Origin of the sequence: Nocardia sp. NPDC059691 (assembly GCF_042733915.1) — a bacterium.
In the GTDB taxonomy this organism is placed as follows: Bacteria; Actinomycetota; Actinomycetes; order Mycobacteriales; family Mycobacteriaceae; genus Nocardia; species Nocardia sichangensis.
Window position 1 is genome coordinate 102,993 of record NZ_JBHWFB010000002.1, and the last position, 26,024, is coordinate 129,016.

At 69.6% G+C, this 26,024-nt stretch carries 23 protein-coding genes and 1 pseudogene; 14 read left to right on the forward strand and 10 right to left on the reverse strand.

The window, feature by feature from the left end; all coding sequences use genetic code 11:
* Positions 1-7: 7 nt before the first annotated feature.
* Positions 8-1,405: a DNA repair protein RadA gene (gene radA, locus ACFV2O_RS04810; RefSeq protein ID WP_379250280.1), complete on the reverse strand. Its 1,398-nt coding sequence runs from the start codon at positions 1,403-1,405 to the stop codon at positions 8-10.
* 95 nt (positions 1,406-1,500) lie between these two features.
* Positions 1,501-2,241 carry a hypothetical protein gene (locus ACFV2O_RS04815; RefSeq protein WP_355076730.1) on the reverse strand — a complete coding sequence of 247 codons (741 nt, stop codon included), beginning with the start codon at positions 2,239-2,241 and terminating at the stop codon, positions 1,501-1,503.
* Positions 2,242-2,640: 399 nt separating this feature from the next.
* On the opposite strand from ACFV2O_RS04815, the gene carD reads away from it, so the two are divergent.
* From carD to ACFV2O_RS04845, 6 genes are all read left to right on the forward strand, one after another.
* Positions 2,641-3,129 (forward strand): RNA polymerase-binding transcription factor CarD, encoded by a 489-nt coding sequence (carD, locus tag ACFV2O_RS04820; protein ID WP_011206964.1) that lies wholly within the window; start codon positions 2,641-2,643, stop codon positions 3,127-3,129.
* 2 nt (positions 3,130-3,131) lie between these two features.
* Positions 3,132-3,857 (forward strand): 2-C-methyl-D-erythritol 4-phosphate cytidylyltransferase, encoded by a 726-nt coding sequence (gene ispD / locus ACFV2O_RS04825; protein ID WP_355076732.1) that lies wholly within the window; start codon positions 3,132-3,134, stop codon positions 3,855-3,857.
* A gap of 2 nt (positions 3,858-3,859) precedes the next feature.
* On the forward strand, positions 3,860-4,327 hold the full coding sequence (gene ispF, locus ACFV2O_RS04830; protein ID WP_379250831.1) for a 2-C-methyl-D-erythritol 2,4-cyclodiphosphate synthase: 468 nt from the start codon (positions 3,860-3,862) through the stop codon (positions 4,325-4,327).
* Between the two features lie 64 nt (positions 4,328-4,391).
* Positions 4,392-5,798: a cysteine--tRNA ligase gene (gene cysS, locus ACFV2O_RS04835; RefSeq protein WP_379250282.1), complete on the forward strand. Its 1,407-nt coding sequence runs from the start codon at positions 4,392-4,394 to the stop codon at positions 5,796-5,798.
* A complete protein-coding gene (rlmB, locus tag ACFV2O_RS04840; RefSeq protein WP_379250284.1) occupies positions 5,798-6,775 on the forward strand; it encodes a 23S rRNA (guanosine(2251)-2'-O)-methyltransferase RlmB in 978 nt (325 codons plus the stop codon). Before cysS ends, rlmB begins: the two co-directional genes overlap by 1 nt.
* 259 nt (positions 6,776-7,034) lie before the next feature.
* Positions 7,035-7,313 carry a DUF4190 domain-containing protein gene (locus tag ACFV2O_RS04845; RefSeq protein ID WP_379250286.1) on the forward strand — a complete coding sequence of 93 codons (279 nt, stop codon included), beginning with the start codon at positions 7,035-7,037 and terminating at the stop codon, positions 7,311-7,313.
* An 87-nt stretch (positions 7,314-7,400) separates the two neighbouring features.
* Here the strand turns inward: ACFV2O_RS04845 and ACFV2O_RS04850 are convergent, their stop codons facing one another.
* From ACFV2O_RS04850 to kstR, 7 genes and pseudogenes are all read right to left on the reverse strand, one after another.
* Positions 7,401-8,207: an enoyl-CoA hydratase-related protein gene (locus tag ACFV2O_RS04850; RefSeq protein ID WP_355076739.1), complete on the reverse strand. Its 807-nt coding sequence runs from the start codon at positions 8,205-8,207 to the stop codon at positions 7,401-7,403.
* 55 nt (positions 8,208-8,262) lie between these two features.
* Positions 8,263-9,435: an acyl-CoA dehydrogenase family protein gene (locus ACFV2O_RS04855; RefSeq protein WP_379250288.1), complete on the reverse strand. Its 1,173-nt coding sequence runs from the start codon at positions 9,433-9,435 to the stop codon at positions 8,263-8,265.
* A gap of 257 nt (positions 9,436-9,692) precedes the next feature.
* Positions 9,693-10,562: a metal ABC transporter permease gene (locus ACFV2O_RS04860; protein ID WP_379250290.1), complete on the reverse strand. Its 870-nt coding sequence runs from the start codon at positions 10,560-10,562 to the stop codon at positions 9,693-9,695.
* Between the two features lie 695 nt (positions 10,563-11,257).
* Positions 11,258-12,115: pseudogene (locus ACFV2O_RS04865) on the reverse strand (metal ABC transporter ATP-binding protein); the annotation flags it as partial.
* 4 nt (positions 12,116-12,119) lie between these two features.
* Complete coding sequence (locus ACFV2O_RS04870; RefSeq protein WP_355076745.1) at positions 12,120-13,001, reverse strand: metal ABC transporter solute-binding protein, Zn/Mn family; 882 nt, start codon at positions 12,999-13,001, stop codon at positions 12,120-12,122.
* A gap of 157 nt (positions 13,002-13,158) precedes the next feature.
* Entirely contained in the window at positions 13,159-15,732 is a 2,574-nt protein-coding gene (gene otsB / locus ACFV2O_RS04875) for a trehalose-phosphatase (RefSeq protein ID WP_379250292.1), read from the reverse strand.
* A gap of 256 nt (positions 15,733-15,988) precedes the next feature.
* A complete protein-coding gene (gene kstR, locus ACFV2O_RS04880) occupies positions 15,989-16,639 on the reverse strand; it encodes a cholesterol catabolism transcriptional regulator KstR (RefSeq protein ID WP_039794748.1) in 651 nt (216 codons plus the stop codon).
* A 145-nt stretch (positions 16,640-16,784) separates the two neighbouring features.
* Here kstR and ACFV2O_RS04885 point away from each other — a divergent pair, with 145 nt between their 5' ends.
* The 7 genes from ACFV2O_RS04885 (at position 16,785) to ACFV2O_RS04915 (ending at position 24,253) form a co-directional block, all read left to right on the forward strand.
* On the forward strand, positions 16,785-18,938 hold the full coding sequence (locus ACFV2O_RS04885; RefSeq protein WP_379250295.1) for an acyl-CoA dehydrogenase family protein: 2,154 nt from the start codon (positions 16,785-16,787) through the stop codon (positions 18,936-18,938).
* A gap of 25 nt (positions 18,939-18,963) precedes the next feature.
* On the forward strand, positions 18,964-20,028 hold the full coding sequence (locus ACFV2O_RS04890) for an acyl-CoA dehydrogenase family protein (protein ID WP_379250297.1): 1,065 nt from the start codon (positions 18,964-18,966) through the stop codon (positions 20,026-20,028).
* Entirely contained in the window at positions 20,013-21,173 is a 1,161-nt protein-coding gene (locus ACFV2O_RS04895) for an acyl-CoA dehydrogenase family protein (RefSeq protein ID WP_379250299.1), read from the forward strand. Before ACFV2O_RS04890 ends, ACFV2O_RS04895 begins: the two co-directional genes overlap by 16 nt.
* An 18-nt stretch (positions 21,174-21,191) precedes the next feature.
* On the forward strand, positions 21,192-22,127 hold the full coding sequence (locus tag ACFV2O_RS04900; protein WP_364436125.1) for a MaoC family dehydratase N-terminal domain-containing protein: 936 nt from the start codon (positions 21,192-21,194) through the stop codon (positions 22,125-22,127).
* Positions 22,124-22,528 (forward strand): MaoC family dehydratase, encoded by a 405-nt coding sequence (locus ACFV2O_RS04905; RefSeq protein WP_379250301.1) that lies wholly within the window; start codon positions 22,124-22,126, stop codon positions 22,526-22,528. Before ACFV2O_RS04900 ends, ACFV2O_RS04905 begins: the two co-directional genes overlap by 4 nt.
* The gene (locus ACFV2O_RS04910) at positions 22,521-23,699 is read left to right on the forward strand and encodes a lipid-transfer protein (protein ID WP_355076758.1); all 1,179 of its coding nucleotides are present in this window, start codon (positions 22,521-22,523) and stop codon (positions 23,697-23,699) included. Before ACFV2O_RS04905 ends, ACFV2O_RS04910 begins: the two co-directional genes overlap by 8 nt.
* A 95-nt stretch (positions 23,700-23,794) precedes the next feature.
* Entirely contained in the window at positions 23,795-24,253 is a 459-nt protein-coding gene (locus tag ACFV2O_RS04915) for an NUDIX domain-containing protein (protein WP_379250303.1), read from the forward strand.
* Here the strand turns inward: ACFV2O_RS04915 and ACFV2O_RS04920 are convergent, their stop codons facing one another.
* Positions 24,254-24,826: a TetR/AcrR family transcriptional regulator gene (locus tag ACFV2O_RS04920; protein WP_379250305.1), complete on the reverse strand. Its 573-nt coding sequence runs from the start codon at positions 24,824-24,826 to the stop codon at positions 24,254-24,256.
* Here ACFV2O_RS04920 and zapE point away from each other — a divergent pair.
* Complete coding sequence (gene zapE / locus ACFV2O_RS04925) at positions 24,825-25,901, forward strand: cell division protein ZapE (protein ID WP_379250307.1); 1,077 nt, start codon at positions 24,825-24,827, stop codon at positions 25,899-25,901. The two genes, ACFV2O_RS04920 and zapE, sit on opposite strands and share 2 nt — an antisense overlap.
* The last annotated feature ends 123 nt before the right edge of the window (positions 25,902-26,024 follow it).

Consider the following 26,024-nt stretch of genomic DNA (forward strand, 5'->3'; position numbering starts at 1 on the left):
GGGTAGGTCAGCTGGCGGCCTCCTCAGGGGCGGCGCGTAGTTTGCGCAGGCCCGCTATGCGGATGGCGGAGCGGAGGTCGGTGACCTCGTGAATCTTCATGGTGCTTTTCACTGGGGCGAGGCCGGGGGGTACCAGGGCGGTGGTGAAGCCGAGGCGTTCGGCTTCGGCCAGTCTGCGGTTGAGGCCGGTTACCTTGCGGACCTCACCGGCGAGTCCGACCTCCCCGAGGATCACCCAGCCCGGGGGGATCGGGACGTCGGACTCGGCGCTGGCGATGGCGAGCGCGATGGCCAGGTCGGCGGACGGCTCGACCAGGCGCATGCCGCCGACCGTCGCGGCGTAGACGTCGCTCTTGCCGAGGAACACCCGGCCGCGGCTCTGCAGGACGGCCAGCACCATGGCGACCCGGTTGTAGTCCAGACCGCTCACCGCGCGGCGCGGCTGCGGAATCTCGGTCTTCACGGTCAGGCCCTGCACCTCGCCGACCAGTGGACGCTTGCCGTCCATCGCGACGGTCACCGCCGTGCCCGGCACGGAATCCGTTCGATGGTGCAGGAACAGGCCGGACGGGTCGTCGACACAGGCGATGCCGTCCTCGTGCAACTCGAAGCAGCCCACCTCGTCGGCGCTGCCGAAGCGGTTCTTGATGCCGCGCACCATGCGCAGCGTGGAGTTCTTGTCGCCTTCGAACTGGAGGACGACGTCGACCAGGTGCTCGAGCGTGCGCGGGCCCGCGACGTTGCCGTCCTTGGTGACGTGCCCGACCAGCAGCACCGCGATCCCGCTCGCCTTGGCCAGCGAGGTCAGCGCGGCGGTCACCTCGCGCACCTGGGTGACGCCGCCGATCACGCCGTCCACCTCCGGGGCGAGCATGGTCTGCACCGAGTCGACCACCAGGAGCGTCGGCCGCACCTGCTCGACGTGTCCCAGCACGATCGACAGGTCCGATTCCGCCGCCAGATAGACCCGGTCGTGCACCGCGCCGGTGCGATCGGCCCGCAGCCGGACCTGCCCCGCCGACTCCTCGGCGGTGACGTACAGCGACTTCTCGTCGCGCTGAGCCGCCCAGCGATGCGCCACCTCGAGCAGCAGCGTCGACTTGCCCACCCCCGGCTCGCCGGACAGCAACACCACCGATCCCGGCACCACCCCGCCGCCGAGCACGCGGTCCAACTCGGTGACGCCCGTCGGCCGCGCTCTGGTGACCTTGGAATCGATCTGCGTAATCGGCGCGGCCGCGGTGCTCGGCAACATCGCCTTGCGCCCAGGAGACCCGACCGCGCCCGCCGCGGCGACTACTTCGTCGACGGTGCCCCAAGCCCCGCATTCGGGGCACTTGCCCACCCATTTGGCGACTTCATGCGAACAGGCGGAGCAGCGGAAGGTCGGCTTGGTCTTTGCCACACGGGCACCATACGCACCAGGGCCGACAGTGTTGGATTTGCCGCGACTGCGTCGCGAACACGCAGCGCCGCAGGCGCTGCGAATCGGACACAGCCTCAGTGACCGCCGGTGTGCTCGGCTTCGGCCGGGCCCGACTTATCGGACTCGTGGCGCTCGGTGTGCTGGCCCGCGTCGACCGGGACCTGGACCTGGACGGTGCCGTTCTGCTTGAAGTTGAACGAGACGTTGTAGGTCAGGCCGGGGGCGATGTCCTTGGTCAGGCCGGTGATCTCGATCAGGATCGGGTTGGCCTCCGGGTCCTCGGCGGCGGCCGGGGAGCCGTGCGACTCGGCGGTGGTGGTCGGCGCGGCGGAGCGCGGCGCTGAGGTGGGCGCACCGGCGCTCGTGGTCGGCGCGGCGCTGGTGGTGGTCGACGCGGCCTCGCGCTTGACCGGCTGGCTCGCCGCGACGACGGTCTGCTGCGGGGCGAGTTCGACGACCGACTTGCCGGAGGCGGGGGTGATCTTGACGGTGCCGAGGTCGGTCGTGATGCTGGTCAGCTCGTCGGGGACGGACTCGCCGTTGTTGATGATGGACAGCGCGATGAGCGCCTTGCCGCCCTTGGCGTTGTTGTACGCGGTGCCCTCGGACGGGTACACGATGTGCACGTTGCGCAGCGCGATGCGGCCCACGTCGGCGTGGTTGCCGTTCACGGCGGCGACCTGTTCGGCGGTCTGCGCGATCTGGCCCGCGCCGCAGCCGGACAGCGCGATCGCCGCTCCGGCGGCGAGTGCGGCAACCGTCACCATGCGACGTCGCGCCCCCTTCGGGGCGGTCACAGCTTTCAGGGCAGTCACGGGTTGTCCCTCCATGTCGACCGGGCTCTGGCTCCGCGCGGGAGCGTAGTAACTAGGCAGCGTAGTAGTTCCCTCGAGAGCCCGGGCGCGGGGGCCGGGTCGAACTCGGGGTTCGGCCCGGGCGCATGCGACGGGGCCACGGGGGCGTCCGCGCCGACACCCGGCGTGTCGATAACGGTTCGATCGAACTTCGGAGGTTGCCACGAAGGTGCCGGCGTGTGGGCGGCGAGCGGCGCCGACTCCAGCCGGGAGATAACCCGTTCTGGCACAACGTAATGCACACAGCCTGGCATCTGTCAAGCCCCACGGTTGCCTCGTTGTGGCCCTGACCTGCACAGTTGATCGCGCCGTTATCGAGTCGCATGTTAAACTGTGAACATCGAAAGGGGCACGGGACACATGATTTTTAAGGTCGGAGACACCGTCGTTTACCCCCACCACGGAGCGGCGCTGATCGAAGCAATCGAGACTCGCACCATCAAGGGTGAGCAAAAAGAGTATCTGGTCCTGAAGGTCGCCCAAGGCGATCTCACTGTTCGGGTTCCCGCGGAGAACGCCGAATACGTCGGCGTGCGTGACGTCGTGGGTCAGGAGGGTCTCGATCGGGTCTTCCAGGTGCTTCGCGCGCCGCATACGGAGGAGCCGACCAACTGGTCCCGCCGCTACAAGGCCAACCTCGAGAAGCTCGCTTCCGGCGATGTGAACAAGGTGGCCGAGGTCGTCCGCGATCTGTGGCGCCGGGAACAGGACCGCGGCCTGTCCGCGGGTGAGAAGCGCATGCTCGCCAAGGCTCGGCAGATTCTTGTCGGTGAGCTCGCGCTGGCCGAAGGCACCGATGACGGCAAGGCCGAGACCCTGCTCGATGAGGTCCTCGCAGCGGCTTCCTGACCGTGAACACACCTGACAACGGTGTCCGTTCCACCGACGGACCCGTCGTTGCTCTGGTGCCTGCCGCCGGTCGTGGCGTGCGTCTGGGTGAATCCGCACCCAAGGCGTTCGTCCCGGTCGGCGGCACACCCATGGTCCGGCTCGCCGTCGAAGGCTTGATCGCCTCCGGCGCGGTCGAGCGGATCATCGTGATGGTTCCCGCCGAACTCGTCGACAGCGCCGTTGCCCTGCTGCCGCCCACGAATTCGGTCCAGGTGGTCGTCGGCGGCGCCGAACGCATCGACTCGGTGCGGGCGGGTATCGCCGCGGCGCCCGACGCCGCCTACTTTCTGGTGCACGACGCCGCCCGAGCTCTCACGCCGCCCGAGCTCATCGCCCGGGTCGCGGCGGAACTGCGGGCGGGCCGCCCCGCCGTGGTCCCCGGGCTCCCGGTGGCCGACACCATCAAGTCCGTCGACGCGGTCGGCGCGGTGACCGGCACGCCCGACCGCGCCCGGTTGCGCGCGATCCAGACGCCGCAGGGTTTCGCGGCCGACTTGCTGCGCTCCGCCTACGCGCCCGAGGGCATCCAGGCGACCGATGACGCGGGCCTGGTCGAGCGGCTGGGCGTCGCGGTCCACACCATTCCCGGCGATCCGCTCGCCTTCAAGATCACCACTCCACTCGACCTCCGGCTCGCTGACGCGGTACTCGACGGCGCGGGCATCGGACGGGCGGTGACGCCGTGACCATGCGTGTCGGCATCGGCAGCGACGTCCATCCGATCGAAGCGGGCAGGCCCTGCTGGATGGCCGGTCTTCTGTTCGACGGCGACGACGGCTGCGCGGGCCACTCGGACGGCGACGTCGCCGCGCACGCCCTCTGCGACGCGCTGCTGTCCGCGGCGGGCCTCGGCGATGTCGGCGCGGTATTCGGCACCGGACGCCCCGAATGGGCGGGCGTCTCCGGCGCGGCCATGCTGAAGGAAGTGCGCAGGCTGCTGGACGAGGCGGGCTTCGAGGTGGTCAATGCCGCGGTGCAGGTGATCGGCAATCGCCCCAAGATCGGGCCTCGGCGCGCCGAGGCGCAACAGGTACTCGGCGAGCTGCTCGACGCCCCGGTCTCGGTGTCCGGCACCACCACCGACGGGCTCGGCCTGACCGGTCGCGGCGAGGGCGTCGCTGCCGTGGCGACGGCCTTGCTGCAAGGCTGTCGTTGATCCAGCTCCGACGGACCCGAGCCGGTCCGTGAACGACCTTATACACCAGCTAGGATCGACTGCCGTGACGCTGCGCCTCTTTGACACCGACACGCGGACCGTGCGCGATTTCGCGCCCTTGGTCCCCGGCCGTGCTTCGGTGTACCTCTGTGGCGCTACCGTGCAGGGCGAGCCGCACATCGGCCATGTGCGTAGCGGAGTCGCGTTCGACGTGCTGCGACGCTGGCTGCTCGCGCATGACATCGACGTCTTCTTCATCCGCAACGTCACCGATATCGAGGACAAGATCCTCACCAAGGCCGCCGAGGCGGGCAGGCCGTGGTGGGAGTGGGCCGCCACGCACGAGCGCGCCTTCGATCGCGCCTACGAACGGCTCGGTGTGCTGCCGCCGTCCGCGGAGCCCAGGGCCACCGGCCACATCACGCAGATGGTCGAGATGATGCAGCGGCTGATCGATCGCGGTCACGCCTACGCTTCGGAGGGCAACGTCTACTTCGACGTGGTCAGTTACCCCGATTACGGCAAGCTGTCCGGCCACAAACTCGACGACGTGCATCAAGGCGAGAGCGCGGGCGAAGGCAAACGCGATCCGCGTGACTTCACCTTGTGGAAGGCGGCCAAGCCGGGCGAGCCGACCTGGCCGTCCCCGTGGGGCCCCGGCCGCCCCGGCTGGCACCTGGAGTGCTCCGCGATGGCCGAGTTCTATCTCGGTGCGGAGTTCGACATCCATTGCGGCGGAATGGATCTGGTGTTCCCGCACCACGAGAACGAGATCGCTCAGTCGAAGGGCGCCGGTGACGGCTTCGCCAGGTACTGGCTGCACAACGGCTGGGTGACCATGGGCGGGGAGAAGATGTCCAAGTCGCTGGGCAACGTGCTCTCCGTGCCGAACGTGCTGAAGCAGGTGCGGGCCGTCGAACTGCGGTTCTACCTGGGCAGCGCGCACTACCGCTCGATGCTGGAGTACTCGGACAAGGCGCTGCACGACGCGGCGCAGTCCTATCAGCGCATCGAGGCGTTCGTGAACCGGGTGGTGGACCGGGCCGGTGAGATCCCGGTGGGCAAGTGGACCGACGCGTTCGCCGCCGCACTCGACGACGATCTCGCGGTGCCGAAGGCGCTGGCGGAGATCCATCGCGCGGTGCACGAGGGCAACAAGGCGCTGGAGGTCGGCGCGATCGACTCCGCGCGCGACCTGGCGAGCCAGGTGCGCGCCATGCTCGCCATTCTCGGTGTCGACCCGCTCGATCCGCATTGGTACGCCCCGAGCGATTCCTCGGCCGCGCTCGGCGCTCTTGACGTGCTGGTGCGTGCGGAACTCGACCGCCGCCAGGAGGCGCGGGCCGCGAAGGACTGGGCGGCCGCCGACGCCGTGCGCGATCGTCTACAGTCCGCGGGGATCGAGGTCACCGACACGGCCGGCGGTCCCGAATGGGCGCTCGGTGCGCCGCAATCCGGAAAGGCCAAGTGATGGCAGGCAATTCACAGCGCCGCGGCGCGGTCCGCAAGAGCGGCAGCAAGAAGGGCGCCGTGGTCGGCTCCGGCGGCAAGCGCAGGCGCGGACTGGAGGGGCGTGGCGCGACCCCGCCCGCGGAGATGCGCACCAAGCATCCCGCCGCCAAGCGCGCGGCCGCGAAAACCAAAGCCGCGCAGGGCCGTCCGTCCGCTCGCGGCGCGGCGGCACGGCCCGCCGGACGCAAGACCGAGGACGGGCCGGAGTTGGTGCTCGGGCGCAACCCGGTGGTCGAGTGCTTGCGTGCCGGCGTGCCCGCGACGGCACTGTACGTCGCGGTCGGCACCGAGAACGACGACCGGCTGACCGAGAGCGTGCGGCTGGCCGCCGACACCGGTATCTCCATCCTGGAGGTGCCGCGCACCGACTTGGATCGGTTGAGCGCCAACGGTTTGCACCAGGGTGTGGCGCTCCAAGTGCCGCCGTATCGCTACGCCCACCCGGACGATCTGCTCGACCGGGTGCGCAACGCCGCCGAGCCCGCGTTGCTGGTGGCGCTGGACAACATCTCCGATCCGCGCAATCTGGGCGCGGTGGTGCGTTCCGTGGCGGCTTTCGGTGGCCACGGCGTCCTGATCCCGCAGCGGCGCAGCGCGAGCGTCACCGCGGTGGCCTGGCGCACCAGCGCGGGCGCCGCCGCTCGGCTTCCGGTCGCCCGCGCGACCAATCTCACTCGCACGCTGAAGGATTGGGCGGCCAAGGGCATTCAGGTCGTCGGCTTGGATGCCGGTGGCGATACCACGCTGGACGATTTCGACGGTCGCGAGCCGACCGTGATCGTGGTCGGCTCGGAGGGCAAGGGACTGTCCCGCCTGGTGCGGGAGTCCTGTGACTCGATCTTGTCGATTCCGATGGCGGGCCCGGTGGAATCGTTGAACGCGTCGGTCGCCGCCGGTGTGGTGCTGTCCGAAGTCGCCCGCCAACGCCGCGCCTGAGCACGTTCCCGTGCTGGACTCCCGTTGCCCGGCCCCGGGTATCCCACGTCGTACTGGCACGCTCCGAGCTGCGGACGGCTCGTGGTTCGCGACGAAAAACGCAGCGCAACAATTGATCTAGCCCGAACATGGGTAGCTCACCGGGCACGCCCGGAACCCGGGTACCGCTGAACGCAGGACCTGACCCCGAATCTCGCGACTCCCGACCCGTACGGCCTAAAAACCCGGAGAGGCGGAGGAGCCCAGTAGAATTCGGCTGGTGGTGATACCCAATCAGCCCATTGGCACGCCGGTCGAGCATCCGAATGCGACGGCGGTGTTGTTTCTCGGCGCGGCGAGCGTCCTCTGCTGCGGAGTGCTGGGGCCGGTGGCGTGGGCGCTGGGACGGCGCGCGCTCGACCAGATCGAGGAATCCGGCGGCGCGTACGGTGGTCGCGCTCAGGTGCTGGTCGGCTACATCCTCGGCGTCATCGGCACCGTCCTGATGATCGTCTTCGCGCTGCTGTTCCTGTTCATCGTGCTCGGCGGTAATGCTTGAGCGGCGCTGACCGAGTCCCGCGTGGGGCGAAGGGGCGCTACCGCCGGCGGTGACATTCGCGGCATCGCACTCAGCCGGGCGAGCCGCCTAGTCCAGACTGGGCCGTTCGCGCCCGGCGGTGTCCCAGGCGGGCCATTCCGTGCTGACGCTGCCCGACCAGCTGGGCTGCCTGCGATCCCGGAACGCGGCCATGGCCTCGCCGCCGTCGATGCTCTTGGTCGCGTGCTGGTTGAGATCGGTTTCCAGTTGACCGACCATGGCCGGGTTCATCCCGAGCCCCTCCCAGAGCAGCCGCTTGGACAGTGCCACCGGTAGCGGCGCCGAGCCGTTCGCGATGTCGTGCGCGACGGCCAGCGCCGTCGGTAGCACCTCGCCCGCGGGTAGCGAGCTGTTGGCCACGCCCATCGCCTTCGCCTCGTCGCCGTCGAAGGTGCGCCCCGTCAGCATGATGTCGGCGGCGTTGGCCATGCCGACCAGCCTGGGTAGCGTCCAGTGCGCGTAGCCGTCGGCCAGCACGCCGCGGCGGACCTGATTCAGCCCGTACACCGCGTCACGTGCCATGTACCGCAGATCGCACTGCAAGGCCAGGGCCAAGCCGATGCCGACCGCGTGGCCGTTGACGGCCGCGATCACCGGTTTGCGCACCCGCCACGGCGGCGGATCGATGGTGGCGCTGACCTCGCCCACCCGATTGGACAGGTCCGCGCCCGCGCAGAACGCGGGCGGGGTGCCGGTGATGATCACGGCACGGATGGCGTCTTCCGAATCGCAGCGCTGCAACGCGGCGCCCAACTCGGCGGCCATCGTGGGGGTGAAGGCGTTCTGCTGGGCGGGCCGGTTGAGCGTGAGCACGGCGACGCCCCGGGAGACGTCGACGTGCAGTTCCGAACTCATGCCACAGGATGTTAGCCGACGCGCGCGGAGCTGACCCGGGGCCGAAAGTCCTCGGCTATCCGCGCAGCACCTTGCGCCCGATGGCGTACTTGTGCACCTCGGTGGGCCCGTCGTAGAGGCGGAAGGCGCGCATGTCCCGGAAGATCATCTCGACGACTGTCTCGTCGCTGATGCCGATGCCGCCGAGCACCTGCACGCAGCGGTCGGCGACCTTGAACAACTCCTCGGACACGAACGATTTGGCGATCGAACTCTCGTGCCGTGCCTTCTCGCCGTTGTCCATCAGCCAGCACGCGTGCCAGATGGTCAGCCTGCACTGGTGCAGGGCGATCTCGTTGTCGGCGAGCATGAACGACACGCCCTCGTGTTCGCCGATCGGCTTGCCGAACGCGGTGCGGGTGCGCGCGTGCTCGACGGCGATGTGCTGGGCGCGTTCGGCCGCGCCGAGCCACCGCATGCAATGGGTCAGGCGGGCGGGGGCGAGCCGGAGCTGGGCGTAGCGCAGCGCCTGGCCCGCCTCGCCGAGCAGCGCTTCCCTGGGCAGAGTCAGGTTGTCGAAGCGGACCACACCGTGCCCGGCGACGTAGTTGCGGTCCATCGTGTTCATCGTGCGTTCGATGACGATGCCGGGTTCCGCGCCGTCGGCCAGGAACAGCGTTGGGCCCTCGGGCAGATGCGGGTTGGCGGCGAGGCGGGCCATGATGATCCAGGTCTTCGCGCCGTTCGCCCCCGTGATCAGCCATTTGCGGCCGTTGATGGTGAAGTTCTCGCCGTCGAAGGTGGCGCTGGTGGCCAGCTGGCCCGGGTCGGAGCCGGCCCCCTCGGGCTCGGTCATGGCGAAGACCGAACGCTGGTGGCCCGCGACCACGGGGGCCAGGTAACGCTGGACCTGGTCGGGATCGGCCACCTTGGACAGCAGGAACATGTTGCCCTCGTCGGGCGCCGCGCAGTTCATCGCGACCGGGCCGAGCGTTGACCAGCCCGCCGCCTCGTAGATCACCGCCTGCTCGATGTGGGTCAGTCCGCGTCCGCCGAGCGACTCGGGCGCCTGCACGGTGAGCAGCTTCTCGGCGCGAGCGAGTTCGACGAGTTCCTGCCGCAGCTCGTCGGTCGGCCCGTGCGCGGTCAGGCGCGGGTCGCGCTCGTAGGGGACGACCTTATCGATGACGAAGCGGCGCACTCGGTCGCGTTCGGCGGCGAGGTCGGCGGGAATCGCGAAGTCGATCATCGTTGGTCACCATTCGTTCGGGGGCGCGATGAGTCGAGCATACGAAAGCATTTGCCAATGACTGAAGGCGGCTGCCATCAAAATCGGTCCGGTTTGCGAGCTAGGCGCTGATCAGCACTGATAGCCGCTGGACTGGCGGTCGCGGCACCGCTGGCCGGCGTTGCGCTCGCCATGAGGTCACCGCCATCACCCGGACGTCGATCGCGAGAACTTTTCGACATGCCGGTGCACCGTCAGTAGACCGGCGCGCGACGCCTTCAGCGGGCGTGCGCGAGCCTGCGGTTGCGGGTGCCGAGCAGGCGGCAGGCGAGGTAGATCAGGAACGAGATCGTGGTGACGAAGGTCGAGACGGGGACGCCTGGCGCGAGCGACAGCAGGATGCCGCCGACGGCGGCGATCTCCGCGAACACCACGGCGAGCACGGTCGCTCGAACCGGGTCCGCGGTGAGCTGGGCGGCCGCGGCGGCCGGGGTGATCAGCAGGGCGAGGACCAGCAGCGCGCCGACGATCTGCACGCCGAACGCCGCCGTGATGCCCAGCAGGACGGCGAACACGATGGACAGCGCCCGCACCGGGACACCGCGCGCCACGGCCACTTCCGGGTCGGAACTGGCGAACAGTAGCGGCCGGTAGACGAAGGCCAGCACCGCGATCACTCCGGCGGTGCAGACGGCGAGCAGGCCGAGCCCGTTGTTGCCGACGCTGACCACTTGGCCGGTCAGCAGGGAGAATTTCGATCCCGCGCGATCGGGGCCCAACCACAGGAACAGCACCGAGAGTCCGAGCCCGAACGAGAGCACCACGGCGATCACCGAATCGCGTTCCCGCGCCCGCGCGCCGAGCAGGCCGAACAACACCGCCGCGACCACCGACCCCGCGATGGCGCCCAGACCGACGCCGACACCGGCCAGCAGCGCGGCGGCGGCTCCGGTCAACGAAAGCTCGCTGGTGCCGTGCACTGCGAACGACATCTGCCTGCTGATGATCAGCGGACCGATCACGCCGGACAGCAGCCCCAGCAGGGCCGCCGCGAGCAGCGCCTGCTGGACGAAACCGTAGGACAGCAGGTTCGCCGTGGTGCCGAAGTCGAGCATCTTGCCGAGGACGCTGGAGAGCTTGTCGGTCACGAACGCGCTCCGCTCTGCTCGGGATCCGCCGTCGGACGGTCGCCGTCGCCTTGGACACGCTCCGCCGACGAGAGGGCCGCCGTCGAACCGTTGCCGGGTATCGAGTGGCCGGACACCGCGTCGCCCGTTGGCGCATTGCCGTTCGCGGGGCTGGGCGAGGTGTCGACTGCGGATGCCAGGCCGCTCGATGTCGGTTCGGTCACCGACGCGCTGCGCATCGCCGGTTCGTTCGTCTTCGGGTCGATCGGCGTCGAGCCACCACTCGCCACCTCGGTGGTCGAGGGTGGGCCCGAGTTCGGGCGCATGGCGGTCGTCGGGACCGCCGGTGTTCGTTCGGCAGGAGCGGTGCCGTGGGTCGCCGCGCGGCCGACTCGTGTGCCGGTTCCCGTGTCGGTCGAGGTCGCATCGACGCGTGCCTCGTCGGTGGTCGATGATCGGCCTGAAGTGGGGGCGGCGGTCGTCGGGACTGCCGGTGTTCGTTCGGTTGCGGCGCTGCCGTTGGTTGCCGCGCGGCTGGTTCGTGTGCCGGTTTCCGTGTCGGTCGAGGTGGCGGCGACGGCGGCATGCGCTGATGACGGCGCTGCGGGGGTCGACTCTTCGACGGATCCCGTGGTCGAGGTGGAGTCATCGTCCGGTGCGGGGCTACCGGCGGAATCGCCGTGGGCGAACTCGTCGCCGGCCGGGCCGTGGCAGTGGCCGCCCGCGGTGCCGAGCGCGTCCATGGTGTCGCCGGTGCCGACGACCACCAGACGCCCGCGTACCCGTAGTACGTCCACCTGGGTGCGGTACAACTCCGACAGCACCGCCGAGGTCATCACCTCTTCCGGTGTCCCGATCCGGAACCTGCCGTCGACCAGGTACAGCACCCGGTCCACCAGGGGCAGGATCGGGTTGATCTCGTGCGTCACGAAGAGCACCGCGGTGTCGTGGGTGCGCCTGCGGCGATCGATGAGCTCGGCGACGAGTCGCTGATTCGCCAGGTCCAGGCTGAGCAACGGTTCGTCGCACAGCAGCACCTTCGGATCGCCGACCAGCGCCTGCGCCACCCGCAGTCGCTGCTGTTCCCCGCCGGACATGGATTCCAGTGGCGCGTGGGCGAATCGCTCGGCGCCCACGTCGGCGATGGCCGCGGCCACCTTCCGCCTGCGTTCGGCGCGGGAGCGCAGCCCGAGCCCCCAGCGATGCCCGTCGACGCCGAGGCCGACGAGATCGACGCCGCGCAACTGCACCCCGGCGTCGATCGTCTTCTGTTGCGGTATGTAGCCGATGTCGTGATTGCCGGTGCGCGCGGGAGAGCCCGCGATCCGAGCCGCGCCCGAACTCAGGCCGACCTGACCCAACAGCACCTTCAGCAGCGAGGTCTTGCCCGAACCGTTCGGCCCGAGGACCGCGACGAATTCACCCGGCGCGACAGTGAGATCCAGCCCCTCCCAAAGGGTTCGGTCTCCGAACGACAAGCGGGCGGCCTCCAGTCGCACCGCGGCCGATTCGCCGATGGTCGAGCGCCGTTCCACCTCGTCGGCGTGTGCGGTCAGCGCGGCTCCCTTGTTCATCTGCTCAGCCCAGCGCGGCGGCGAGCGCCTGCGCGTTCTTCGTCTGCCACTGAATGTAATCCACGCCGTCGGGCAGGGTCTCGGTCACCTCGACGACGGCGACGCCCGCGCTCCGCGCGGTCGCGCGCAGGTCTTTGGTGATCTTGTCCTCGGTCTGCACGTTGTAGATCAGGGCGCGGACCCGCTTGCCGGTGAGCAGGTCCTGCGTCGCCGCGACGGCCGCGGGGGCCGGGTCGGTCTCCTGCTCGATGGCTTCCTGGAACTCGTGCGGAGTCCGGTCGTCGGCTCCGGTGGCGACCAGGAGATAGTGCGCGAGGGGCTCGGTCTGCAGCACCGGCGTTTTCGGATGCTCGGCGGCGAGTGCGCCGGTGATGGCGGTAACCGCGGCGAGCCGGTTCTTGAACGTCGTCGCGCGCTCGGCGTAGGCCGCGGCCTTGCCCGGGTCCAGTTCGCCGAGTTGGGCGGCGATCCGGTCGGCGACCACGTCGACGGTGCGCACGTCGTACCAGACGTGCTCGTTGTCGTCGCTCTGATCGGCCCGCAGGGCGAACGCGTCCACGGTGCGCTTGTTCGTGCCCGCCACCGCCTTCTCGGCGAACCGGTCGTAGCCGCCGCCGTTGTAGACCACGAGGTCGGCATCGCTGAGCGCCGCCGACTCGACCGCGGAGGTCTCGTGCGAGTGCGGGTCGGCGGACGGATCGGTGATCAGCGACCGGACGGCGGCGTCGGGGCCCGCGACGGCGGCGGCGATATCGCCCCAGACGTCGGTGGAGGCGACGACGGTCGGGCGCCCGTCGTCGTTGGAGCCGCCGCAGGCGGTCAGCGTCAGGGCGGAGACGACTCCCACGGCGATACCTGCGCAACTGATGGCGAATCGGGTTCTCACGTGGGGTACTCCTGGCCGTGCTCTAGATCATAATGGAAATCGTTCCCGTTAACTCTAGCAGGGGCCGTCAAGCGTTCGGATGCGACGCCCACCTGGAAACCTAATGCGAAGGGCCCGTGAACGATTCCTCGTTCGCGGGCCCTCGGCTCCTACGTGGTCAGACCAGCGCGGCCTCCACCGGCTGCCCCAGCAGCTGCGCGCAGCGCAACAGGCCCAGATGGCTGTACGCCTGCGGATGGTTGCCGAGCGACCGTTCGGCCACCGGGTCGTATTCCTCGCTGAGCAGACCGGTCGGGCCCGCCACGTCGACCAGCTGGGCGAACAGCGCCTCGGCGTCGGAGCGCTTGCCGATCAGCAGGTACGCCTCGACCAGCCAGGCCGCACACAGATGGAATCCGCCCTCGCCGCCGGGCAGGCCGTCGTCGTGGTGGTAGCGGTATACCGTCGAGCCGCTGCGCAGCTCGGCCTCGGTCGCCACGACCGTCGCCGCGAAGCGCGGGTCGGACGGGTCGATCAGGCCGCTCAGCCCGATGTGCAGCGTCGCCGCGTCCAGGTCGGTGCCGTCGTACGCCGCGGTGTAGGACTGCACCTCGTCGTTCCAGCCCTTGGCCTTCACCTCGTCGGCGATGGTGTCGCGCAGCACCGGCCAGGCCGGATCGGCCTCGCGATCGAACTTCTGCGCCAGGGTGAGCGCCCGGTCGACGGTCAGCCAGCCCATCACCTTCGAGTACACGTGGTGGCGGGGGTTGCCGCGGATCTCCCAGATGCCGTGGTCGGGCTCTTGCCAGCGTCGCTGCACCGCCGAGACCATGGCGCACACCAGCTCCCAGTCGGCGTCGGGCAGCACGTTCGCCGGATCGGTGACGCCGCGCAACTCCCTGGCGTGCGCCAGGGTCGCGATGAGGTCCACGATCGGACCGAAGACGTCCAGCTGCACCTGCATGTTGGCCGCGTTGCCGACGCGCACCGGGCGGGAGCCTGCGTAGCCGGGTAGCTGGTCGATCGAGGCCTCCGGCGGCAGGGTCTCGCCGTACAGCGTGTACAGCGGGTGCAGCCGCTCGGGGCCGGGCAAGGTCTCCAGCACGCGGTGCACCCAGCCCAGGTAGTCCTCCGCCTCGGCGAGCGAGCCGAGCGAGACCAGCGACTGCGCGGTCAGCGCCGCGTCGCGCAGCCAGCAGTAGCGGTAGTCCCAGTTGCGCACGCCGCCGATGTCCTCGGGCAGCGAGGTGGTGGCGGCCGCGAGGATCGAGCCGGACGGCGCGTGCACCAGGCCGCGCAGGGTCAGCGCCGAGCGCTTCATCAGGTCGGGCTTGAGCGGCGGCAGTGTGAGCGTCCCCGCCCAATCCGACCAGTACCGCTGCGCCTCCCGCCGCCGCTCCGCCTCACTGGCCGGGGCGGGATCGAGATCGGCGGTGCCGCAGCGCAGTTCGAGCACGACCGGCCCCTTGGACGGATCCACGACGGCCCGCGCCGACTCGTGGGTACCGTCCGAGACGATCTCCCACCGCACGCCGGGTGAACGCAGCACGATCGGGTCGTTGGTGCCGTACACCCGCAGCCCGCCCTCCTGCGCCTCGAGATTCACCGGCACCTGGCCGAACTCCGGGCGCGGGGCGAAGGTGACCACGGCCTTCGCGTCGCCGGTGATCACCCGGGTGAGGTCGGTGCGGGTCGGGGCTACGTCGTGCGGCAGGTAGTCCGTGACTTGCAGTTTGGCCCAACGGGTTTCGACGGTCATCGTGCCGTCGACGTAACGCTGCGACAGCGGCAGGCCCGGCCGCTCCGGCTCGATGGTGAAGTGGCCGCCCTGCGGGCCGCCGAGCAGGTGGGCGAACACCGCGGCCGAATCGGGCTCCGGATGGCAGAACCAGGTCACCGTGGCGTCCGGGGTGAGCAGCGCGACCGAGCGCGGGCTGGCCAGCATGGTCAGCCGCTCGATGCGCGGCGCGCTCGCGCCCGCCAGCCAGGTCCGGCGCTCCTCCAGCAGGTAGGCCAGCGCGCACGCCACGGCCTCGGTGCTGTCCACCCGGAACTTGGCCAGGCTCTCGCCGTCGCCGACCTTGATGCCGACGTCCGGGCCGGACAGCACGCGGAACGCCTTCTCATCGGTGACGTCGTCACCGAAGAACACCGCGGCCGAGGCCCCCGCCTGATGCCGAACGGTGTCCAGTGCGGTGCCCTTGTCGGTCTGCACCACGGCCAGTTCGATGACCGCCTTGCCCTCGGTGACCTGCACGCCGAACCAGCACGCCGGACCGAGCCGGACCTGCGACAGCGCGCGATGACCGATCTCCGGGCTGGCGTTGCGCACATGCAACGCGACACTGGCCGGTTTGATCTCGACGGTGACGCCGGGGTTGTCCGCGGCGATCTGGTTCAGGGCCGTCTGCACCTCTTGGAGCAGATGCTTGGCGTCGTTGTCGATCGCGTGCACGAAGCCCACGTCGAATTCCGAGCCGTGACTGCCGATCAGTTGCACCTCGACCGGAAGGCGGGACAGCGCCGCGAGATCTCGCAGCGCGCGGCCGGAGATCACGGCGGCAGTGGTCCCGGTCAGGCCGGCGAGGGCTCGTAACGCGCTCACCGATTCCCGATGGGGAAAGGCTTTGGTCGGGTCGGACACGATGGGCGCGAGTGTCCCGTCGTAGTCCGATGCGACCAACAGCCGTGGCACGCGCGCGACCGTCGACAGTGCACGGCGAAGTTCCAGTGGCAGATCCTGTGCGCTCACGCATCCAACCTAGTGATCGGAGGAGTTTTTTCAGGGGGCGGGCAAAACAATACTGTGTTGAATTTGCCGCACAGAAGCGCGCCGGTTCGCGTGCGCACGATAACGCACACCTGAACCGGTGTCCGGTAGATCTGCCCAGCTAACGGCAACGGGATCCGAGCGGGTGAGCTTCGTCGCAGCACAACGAGCTATTCGGGCCCGGTGGGGTGACCGGGCGCTGATTCGCTCGCTGTGTGCTGAGAGATCCCGCTAGAGCTTACTGGTTGCGTTCGCCCAGGAGGAGGTCGACGGTCAGTTCCAGTCGTTCGGTCACGTCGGTGGCCGAGGCGCGCCGGGTCAGCCACGCGACCAGATTCGACAGCCACACGTCGCTGATCACCCGCGCGATGGCCAGCTGGCGTTCGGTGGGCTCGCCGTCGTTCATCGCGCGGGCGAAGACGCGATCCATCACCTTGCCGACCCGGTCCACCTCGGCGGCGGCCGAGGCGTCGGCGAACATGAACGCGCGGGTCATGGCCTCGGTGAGCAGCGGGTCGCGCTGCATCATCCGGGTGATCTGGGTGAGCAGCAGGTGCATGCGCTCCTGTGGGGACTGCCCGGCAAGCGGCTTTCGTTTGCCCTCGATCTGCTCGAACTCGCGCGACAGCGCCGAGACCAGCAGATGCACCTTCGACGGGAAGTAGCGGTACAGCGTGCCGACCGCGACATCGGCGCGCTCGGCCACCGCGCGCATCTGCACCGCGTCGTAACCGCCCTTGGACGCGAGCGCCAAGGTCGCGTCCAGGATCCGCTTGCGCCGCTCGCGCTGCGCCGCCGAGCTCAGCTCGTCCTCGCTGAGCGTGGTGACCGTGGCGGCGGGCCGTCCCGCGCTCGGGTCGGCTGGCTGCGATCGGGACGGACTGGCCATTGATGAAAGTCCTTTCCGGAAACGTCGTTTCGTCGGCTGCGTGCGCGGTGTGGCCGCGGCGGCGATGGTCTCTTGACTTCCGCCCGGCTAGGATATTAGAACATGTTCTAGGTGTGGGAGTCACGCCGGAAAGGCGGTATGGAGTGTGACCATCGCCACCACTGACGAGCATAAAGCCGTTCAGGAGTCGATGCGCGGATGGGCCGCTTCGGTCCGTCCGATTGCAACAATGCGGGCCGGCGCGGCCGACTTCTGGCGCGCCTACTGGCCCGCGCTGGCCGAGATCGGGATCTTCCGGGTCGCGGTGGCCGAGGACGCGGGAGGTGCGGGCGGGTCGGTCTCCGATCTGGCCGTGCTGGTGGAACAGGCGGCGCACGATCTCGTCGGCGGCCCGGTACTCACGACGGCTCTGGCCAATCTGCTCACCGCCGGACAGCTCGACGAGGACCTGCCGTGCGGTGTGGCGCTCGACTTCGTCGTCGGTTCGACGGTGAGCGTACCCGTCGCGAGCGACGGCGTGTTGCTCACGGGTACCTGGGATTCCGTCGTCGGCGCCGCCCCCGGCACCGCCGTGCTGCTGCCGATCGACCAACCGCAAGGACAGCGGTGGTGCCTGGTCGCGCCCGACGCCGATGGCCTGCGGGTGGAAGCGCTCGCGCCGCTGGATCCGAGCACGCCGCTCGCGCGGGTGCACTGCGCCGACCTGCGCGTGCCCGCCGAACGCGTATTCGTCGCGCCGCACGCGGCAGGGGACCTGCTGGTCGCGCTGGTCACCGCCGAACTGTCCGGCCTCGCGGGCTGGTGCCTCGAGACCGCGGTCGAGTACGCGAAGGTGCGCGAGCAGTTCGGCCGCAAGATCGGTTCGTTCCAAGCGGTCAAGCACATCTGTGCCTGGATGCTGTGCCGCACCGAACTCATCCGCGCCGCCGCGGCCGACGTCGCGGCTGCCGTGGACGACGGCGGAGCCGAACTGCCGATCGCGGCCGCCGTCGCGGCCGCCATCGCCCTGGACGCGGCGGTGGAGACCGCCAAGGACTGTATTCAGGTGCTCGGTGGCATCGGCTTCACCTGGGAGCACGACGCGCACCTGTATCTGCGCCGGGCCACGGCCTTGCGCCAACTGCTCGGCGGGTCGGCGCACTGGCGGGCGCGGGTCACCGAACTGACCCGCAGGGGCCTGCGGCGCACCACCGGGGCCGATCGGGTCTTCGCCGAGGAAGGCGTGGCCGCCGTGGACGGCGACAGCGCGCACGAACTCGCCGCCGAGGTCGCGCGGATCGCGGCGCTGCCCGCCGACCGGCAGCGTGCCGCGCTGGTGGACGCGGGCCTGGTCATGCCGCACTGGCCGCGGCCATACGGACGCGCCGCGGACCCGATGACCGGCCTGGTGATCTCCGAGGAGCTGCGCCGTGCCGGACTCACCGCGCCGGACCTGGCCATCGGCGGCTGGGCGATCCCCACGCTGTTGCAGCACGGGACGCCGGAACAGATCGAGCGCTTCGCCTGGCCGACCTTGCGCGGCGAAGTGGTCTGGTGCCAGCTGTTCAGCGAACCAGAGGCGGGTTCCGATTTGGCGGCGTTGCGCACCACCGCGAAAAAGGCCGACGGCGGCTGGGTGCTGCGCGGGCAAAAGGTGTGGACATCGCTGGGCGACAAGGCGAACTGGGCGATCTGCCTGGCGCGCACCGATCCCGACGCGCCCAAACACCGCGGCATCACGTACTTCTTGGTCGATATGCACAGCGCCGGGCTCGAGGTGCGCCCGCTGGTGCAGATCACCGGAGAGGCGCGTTTCAGCGAGGTCTTCCTCGACGATGTGTTCGTGCCGGACGATTGCGTGGTCGGCGCGCTGAACAACGGATGGAAGATCGCCCGCTCCACGCTGTCGACGGAGCGAGTCGCCATGGGCGGCAACGGCATCGGTCCGGTACTCGAAGAGCTGATCGCGAAATCGCCCGCCACCGGCCCGGGCACCGAGCTGGTGAACGACCGGCTCGGTGGATTCGTGGCCGAGGCGATCGCGGGTCTGCTGCTCGAGCAACGCGCCGCGGTGAAGATGCTCGCGGGCGGGGACCCCGGCGCGCAGAGCAGCGTGCGCAAGCTGGTCGGCGTGCGCCACCGCCAAGCGGTCGCGGAATTCGCCGCGGAGGCGGCGGGCCCGCTCGGCGCGCAGGACTCCGAGGTGACCAAGGAGTTCCTGCTCACGCGTTGCCTGTCGATCGCGGGCGGAACCGAGCAGATCCTGCTCACCGTGGCCGCCGAGCGGATTCTGGGGCTGCCTCGTGACGCGGACAGCTAGCCCTACAGCCAATCGGGAGACAAGCGTGGACTTCACCAGGGACGAGGGCCAGGACGCGGTGGCCGAGGTCGTCGTGAGCTTGCTGGAGCGCGAACCGGCGCGCGACATGCGATTGTGGCCGAAGCTGGCCGACTCCGGTCTGCTCGTCGTCGCGTTGCCGGAACGGTTCGGCGGCGATGGGATGGGGCTGCTCGAGGTGTCGGCGCTGCTCACCGAACTGGCCACCGACGCGGTGGCGGTGCCGGCGCTGTCGACGCTGGGGTTGGGCGTGCTGCCGCTGGTGGCCTGCGCGCCGGAGCGCGTGCAGTCGCTCGTGCTGCCGGGGGTCGCCGAGGGCGCGGTGCTCACCGCGGCGCTGAGCGAACCGGGGGCGCCGTTCGTCCTCGAGCCGGAGACCACCGCCGTCGTCAGCGGCGACACGGTGCGCATCACCGGGCACAAGGTGGCGGTGCCGTACGCGGAGGAGGCGAGCTGGCTGCTCGTGCCGACCGACGCCGGTATCGCCGTGGTGGACGCGCAGGCCGTCGGCCTGACCCGCACGCCGACGCCGGTCTCCGGCGGCATTCCCGAGTACACGGTCCGGCTGGACCAGGTGCAGATTCCGGCCGACCAGCTGTGGCCGGTCGGTCTCGCCGATCTGCACCGGCTGGCGCTCGCCTCGATCGGATCGGTGGCCGACGGATTGCTCAAAGGCGCGATCACGCTCACCGCCGAGCATCTGCGCACCCGGCATCAGTTCGGCAGGCCGCTGGCCGAGTTCCAGGCGGTGGCCCAGCAGATCGCGGACCTGTACGTCGTCTCGCGGACCCTGCACGTGGCCGCGGTCTCGGCGAACTGGGCGCTGGCGCAGCCCGACGCGAGCCGGGAGCATCGCGAGCGCACCGACGACGACCTGGAGATTCTCGCCTACACCGTCGCCGCGGAACTGCCCGCGGCCATGCAGAAGTGCCATCACCTGCACGGCGGCCTCGGTGTGGACGTGACCCACCCGATGCATCGCTACTACTCACAAGCCAAGGACATCGCTCGCTGGCTCGGCGGCGCGTCGTTCCGGCTCGACCGATTGGGGGCGAGATGTTCATCGACCTGACCACCGAGCAACGCGGGCTGCGCGACGAATTGCGTGCCTACTTCGCCGATCTCGTGACTCCCGAGGAGGAGGCCGAGATGGCGGTGAACCGGCACGGTGACGCCTATCGCGCCGTGGTGCGCCGGATGGGCCACGACGGCTGGCTCGGCGTCGGCTGGCCCAAGGAATACGGCGGCCAAGGCTTCGGGCCGGTCGAGCAGCAGATCTTCTTCAACGAGGCGGTCCGGGCCGACGTCCCGCTCCCGCTGGTGACGCTGCTGACCGTCGGACCGACTTTGCAGCAGTTCGGCACCGAGGAACAGAAGCGGCGGTTCTTGCCCGGAATCCTCTCCGGCGACGTCCATTTCGCGATCGGCTACTCCGAGCCGGACGCGGGCACCGACCTCGCCTCGCTGCGCACCTCGGCGGTGCGTGACGAGTCCGGTGACTGGATCGTCAACGGGCAGAAGATCTTCACCACGGGCGCGCACGAGGCCGACTTCGTCTGGCTGGCCTGCCGCACCGGCTCGACCGAGTCGCGCCACCGCGGCATCACGATCCTGATCGTGGACACCACCGACCCCGGCTACTCGTGGACGCCGATCATCACCTGCGACGGCGCTCACCACACCAACGCGACCTACTTCGACAACGTGCGCGTCCCGGCGAACATGCTGGTCGGCGAGGAGAACCGGGGCTGGAAGCTGATCACGACGCAGCTCAACCACGAGCGGGTGAGCCTGGGGCCGTCCGGCAAGATCGAGCAGCTCTACGACCGGGTGCGCGACTGGGCGCAACCGCGCGGCGTGCTCGCCGAACTCGACGTGCGCAGGGCGCTGGGCCGCATCCACGCCATGGTCCGGTTGAACGAACTGCTGAACTGGCAGGTCGCCGCGACTGTGGACGGCGACCAGGCGCAAGTGATCGCCGACGCGTCCGCGACCAAGGTCTACTCCACCGAATCGCTCCAGGAGGCGGGCAGGCTCGCCGAGGAGATCGTCGGCCGCTACGGCGACCCGGCCGACCCGGCCACCGGCGAGCTGCTGACCTGGCTGGACCGTAGGACCAAGCAGAACCTCGTGGTCACCTTCGGCGGTGGCGTCAACGAGGTGATGCGCGAACTGGTCGCCTCGTCCGGTCTGCGGTTGCCGCGAGTACCCCGATAACGAGTGAAGGAGCCGCGCGTGCCGGAAACCACTACTCCGGAAGCGATCGTCGCCGCAGCCGAGGCCATCAAGGCGGCGGGTGCGAGCGCGCCCCGTTTCGGGCGCGATCCGGTGAACCAGCCGATGATCAACAACTGGGTCGAGGCGCTCGGCGACGCCAATCCGATCTATGTCGACGAGGAGGCGGCGCGCGCGGCGGGACATCCAGGCATCGTCGCGCCGCCCGCCATGGCCCAGGTGTGGACCATGTTCGGGCTCAACGGTTCTCGTCCCGCCGACGACCCGATGGGGTCGGCCACGGAACTGCTCGACGCCGCGGGCTACACCTCCGTGGTCGCCACGGATTGTCAGCAGACCTACCACCGCTACCTCGCGGTCGGCGAACAGGTCTCGGTCACCAGCACGCTGTCGGACATCCGCGGCCCGAAGCGCACCGCGCTGGGTGAGGGATGGTTCGTCACCTTCCAGACCACCTGGCGGGTCGGCGACGAGGTGGTCGCCGAGATGCTGTTCCGGCTGCTGAAATTCGCTCCCGGCACCGCCGCGCCGAAAGCCGCGGAGGGCGCGCGGGTCAAGCCGCTGGTCTCCTGGGACACCGAATTCTTCTGGGAAGGGACGAAAGCGGGCGAGTTGCGCATCCAGCGGCTGCCGGACGGCTCGCTGCGGCATCCGCCCATTCCGGCCATCTGGCAGGACAAGTCGAAACCGACCGATTACGTCGTCGCCTCCGGGCGCGGCACCGTGTTCAGTTACGTCGTGCACCACGCGCCGAAGGTGCCGGGGCGGCAGTTGCCGTTCGTGGTGGCGCTGGTCGAACTGGAGGAAGGCGTGCGCATGCTCGGTGAACTGCGCGGCATCGACCCGGCCGAGGTGCGGATCGGTCTGCCGGTCGAGGTGGGCTTCGAGAAGCTCGACGACGAGGCGACACTGCCGGTCTGGCAGGTGGTCTCGTGAGCGCCGCCGTGCGCGTGGGCACGGTGCTGCCCGAGCTGGTGATCGACGCCGACCCCACGTTCGTGATCAGCACCGCCCTGGCCACCAGGGACTTCCAGGACGTGCACCACGACAGGGACAAGGCCGTCGCCCGCGGCTCGAAGGACATCTTCGTCAACATCCTCACCGACACCGGCTTGGTGCAGCGTTTCGTCACCGACTGGGCGGGCCCGCGCGCCGTCGTCAAGTCGATCGCGCTGCGCCTCGGCGTGCCGCTGTACGCCGGGGACACGCTGACGCTGACCGGCACGGTGACCGCGCTGGAGGGCGACGACGTACACATCGACGTGGTCGGCAAGGACAGCCTCGGCGACCACATCACGGCTACGGCCGTCATCGCGTTGCGGAGGGCCGATGTCTGAGCAGAAGATTTCCGGCCGTGCGGCCATCGTCGGCATCGGCGCCACGGATTTCTCCAAGGACTCCGGACGCAGCGAACTGCGCCTGGCCGCCGAGGCGGTCACCGCCGCACTGGCCGACGCGGGCCTGACGCCCGCCGACGTGGACGGCCTGACCACGTTCACCATGGACACCAACACCCAGGCCGCCGTGGCCAGGGCGGTCGGCATTCCGCAGCTGAAGTTCTTCAGCCACATCGGCTACGGCGGCGGCGCGGCCTGCGCCACCATTCAGCAGGCCGCCATGGCGGTGGCCACCGGCGTCGCGGACGTCGTGGTGGCCTACCGCGCGTTCAACGAGCGCTCGGTGTCGCGGTTCGGGCAGTTCTCCACGGCGCTGGCCACCGCGCCCACCTCGTCGGGCATCGACGCGGGCTGGTCCTACCCGCAGGGGCTGGGCACCCCGGCCGCGCAGGTCGCGATGGTCGCCCGGCGCTACATGCACGTCTACGGGGCCACCAGCGAGGACTTCGGCCGCGTGGCCGTCGCCGACCGCAAGCATGCCGCGGTGAACCCCGCGGCCTTCTTCTACGGCAAGCCGATCACACTGGCGGATCATCAGAATTCCCGCTGGATCGCCGAGCCGCTGCACCTGCTGGATTGCTGCCAGGAGTCCGACGGCGGCGTCGCGATCGTGGTCACCAGCGTCGAGCGGGCTCGCGACCTGCCGCAGCGGCCAGCCGTCATCGCCGCGGCCGCCCAGGGTTCCGGCGCCGACCAGTACGTGATGACCAGCTACTACCGCGACGCCATGACCGGCCTGCCGGAGATGGGCCTGGTCGGTGAGCAGCTGTGGGCGCAGAGCGGGTTGCGTCCGGAGGACATGCAGGCCGCCATCCTGTACGACCACTTCACCCCGTTCGTCCTCATGCAACTGGAGGAACTCGGGTTCTGCGGCCGGGGCGAGGCGAAGGAGTTCATCGCCGACGGCGCCATCGAGGTCGGCGGACGCCTGCCCCTCAACACGCACGGCGGCCAGCTCGGCGAGGCGTACATCCACGGCATGAACGGCATCGCCGAGGCGGTGCGTCAGATCCGCGGCGTCTCGGTCAACCCGGTCGCCGACCTGACCAACATCCTGGTCACCGCGGGCACCGGCGTGCCGACCTCCGGCCTCGTCCTCAGTGCGGACTGATCAGGTCGGCCGCGCCTGCCTGCTTCAGCACTCCGGCACCCGTCATGGTGGGTCCGGAGTGCTGACGGGTGTGCGAACCGCCGCCGGTGCGGGGGGTGGCGCGTAACTTGGGGCAAGTGGTGGCCAGGCATTTGGTGGATGTGCATGTGTTGCTGCTGCGCGGCGTGGAATTATTGCTGAGCAGGCGGCGCAGCGCGGACGAGTTCGACGGGCTGTGGCACCTGCCCGCCGGGAAGCTCGAGGTGGGGGAGTCGGTGCTCGCCGCGGTGGTCCGCGAAGCGCACGAAGAGGTCGGCGTGGTGATCGATCCGGCGGATCTGCGGCACGTCCATTCCGCGCATGTCGTCGAGTCCGAACGGGAAGCCCGGGTCGGGTTGTTCTTCGAGACGCGCCGCTGGTCGGGCGAGCCGGTCAACCGCGAGCCGGACAAGTCCTACGAGCTGCGGTGGTTCTCGCTCGCGAACCTTCCGGAAACCCTCATTCCGTATCCGGCCGCCGGTATCCACGGCTACCTCACCGGCGTGACCTACAGCCAGCGGGGCTGGCCCAGCTGATCACACACGCAAGTGCGCGGCGAGAACGCGGGCGAGCTGCTGGACGCTCTCCGGCGTGTCCGGGCGCAGGGCGGTGCGATTGCCCGCGAAGCGGTCGAAGACGGCTCCCTCGATGACAGCGACGAAATCCGCGGCCCGGATATCCGGATCGGGCGCGCCCATGGCGCGGAACAGGTCGCGGGCGCGGTCGACGGAGAACAGGCTGCGCACCAGCCGGGGATGCAGGTCGGGATCGTCCAGCAGATCGATCAGCAGAGCGTGCCGTGCGATCAGGTGACCGCGCCGTTGCGCGAGTAGCCGGTCCAGCCAGGCCGCGATGGCTTCCGCGACCGGTGGCCGGTCGGCGGTCGGCGTCAACGCGGCAGCGGCGAAATCGTCGCGGGAGCGGGTGGTGATCCGCTCCACGATGGCCTCGATGAGGGCGCGTTTGGTGCGGAAGTAATAGGAAGCCGAACCGGCGGGCAGGCCCAGTTCGGTGTCCAGCGCGCGGTGGGTGAGCGCGCGCAGGCCGCGTGCCGCGATCACTTCGATGGCCGTGTCGACGAGGAGCACGCGCCGGTCGCCTGTGGACATGATCACCCTTCCTGGCCGCCGCGCGGCCTCCTCCTCTACAAATGTAGAGGACTTTGGAGGTGCCGTGGAACTACGGTGGGATGCCGAGCAGGCGCGGGCGGCGGCGCGGTTGCGCGAGTTGGTCGATCGGCGCGGCAGGCCGAGCCGACGGAGCCGTGGCGTCTACCTCCACGGCAGGCCCGGGCGCGGCAAGACCATGCTCATGGACCGGTTCTTCGCCGAGGTGGCATCGGAACGCAAGCGGCGCTACCACTTTCACCAGTTCTTCGCGAGCCTGCACGCCGCGGCGCACGCGTCCGGCTCGATCGATGCCGCGGTGGACGCGCTGCTCGGCGACGCCCTGCTGGTCTGCTTCGACGAATTCCACGTCCACGACATCGGCGACGCGATGCTGTTCGCCCGGCTGCTCGACGCGCTGTTCGCCCGCCGCGTCGCGCTGGTGGTGACGTCGAACTATCCGCCCGCCGAGCTGCTGCCGAATCCGTTGTTCCACGACCGGTTCGTGCCGACGATCGAGCGAATTCTCGCGAACATGGACGTGGTCGCTGTCGACGGCGCGATCGACTATCGGACCCTCGGTTCCAGGGGCGCCGGTACCGGATTCGCGGCCGGGCGATACGTCGTGGCGCCCCGATGGCACATGGCCGTGGAAGCGTTGTCGGCTTCGTCCTCCCGCAATAATGATGCGGCACAACAGGAAATCGAATCGATCGTCGAGATATCTCTCGGTGCTAGAAGTTTGCGGGCGATTGCGACGGACGGAGGCGCACTCGTCATCGACTTCGCCGCATTGTGCGGGACCCCAACTTCCGCGGCGGATTATGTTGCGCTGGCCCAACGTTTTCCGCGGTGGGAAATCCGGGATGTACCACCGCTGCGTGCGGTTCCGCCCGACTGGACGATGCGTTTCGTGAACGTCGTCGACGTGCTCTACGACGCCGATCGTGCACTCACCGTCATCGCGTCCGCAGCGCTCGGCGAGCTGGTGCGGGAGGTGCGGGAAGTGCCGGATATCTCACGTTTGACGAGTCGGCTTTGTGCATTGTCCCAATCCTCGGCCGAAATCGTCCGGTAGTCACCGTCGCGATGGCCGACCCGCCGCCTCCCCGCACAGTTGCGGTTTAGGAGCAGGGACTGCGAAGTATTCCATTCCATCCCGAGCGGACCGCCCGGCATGTAACTATGTGGCTGTTTTGTG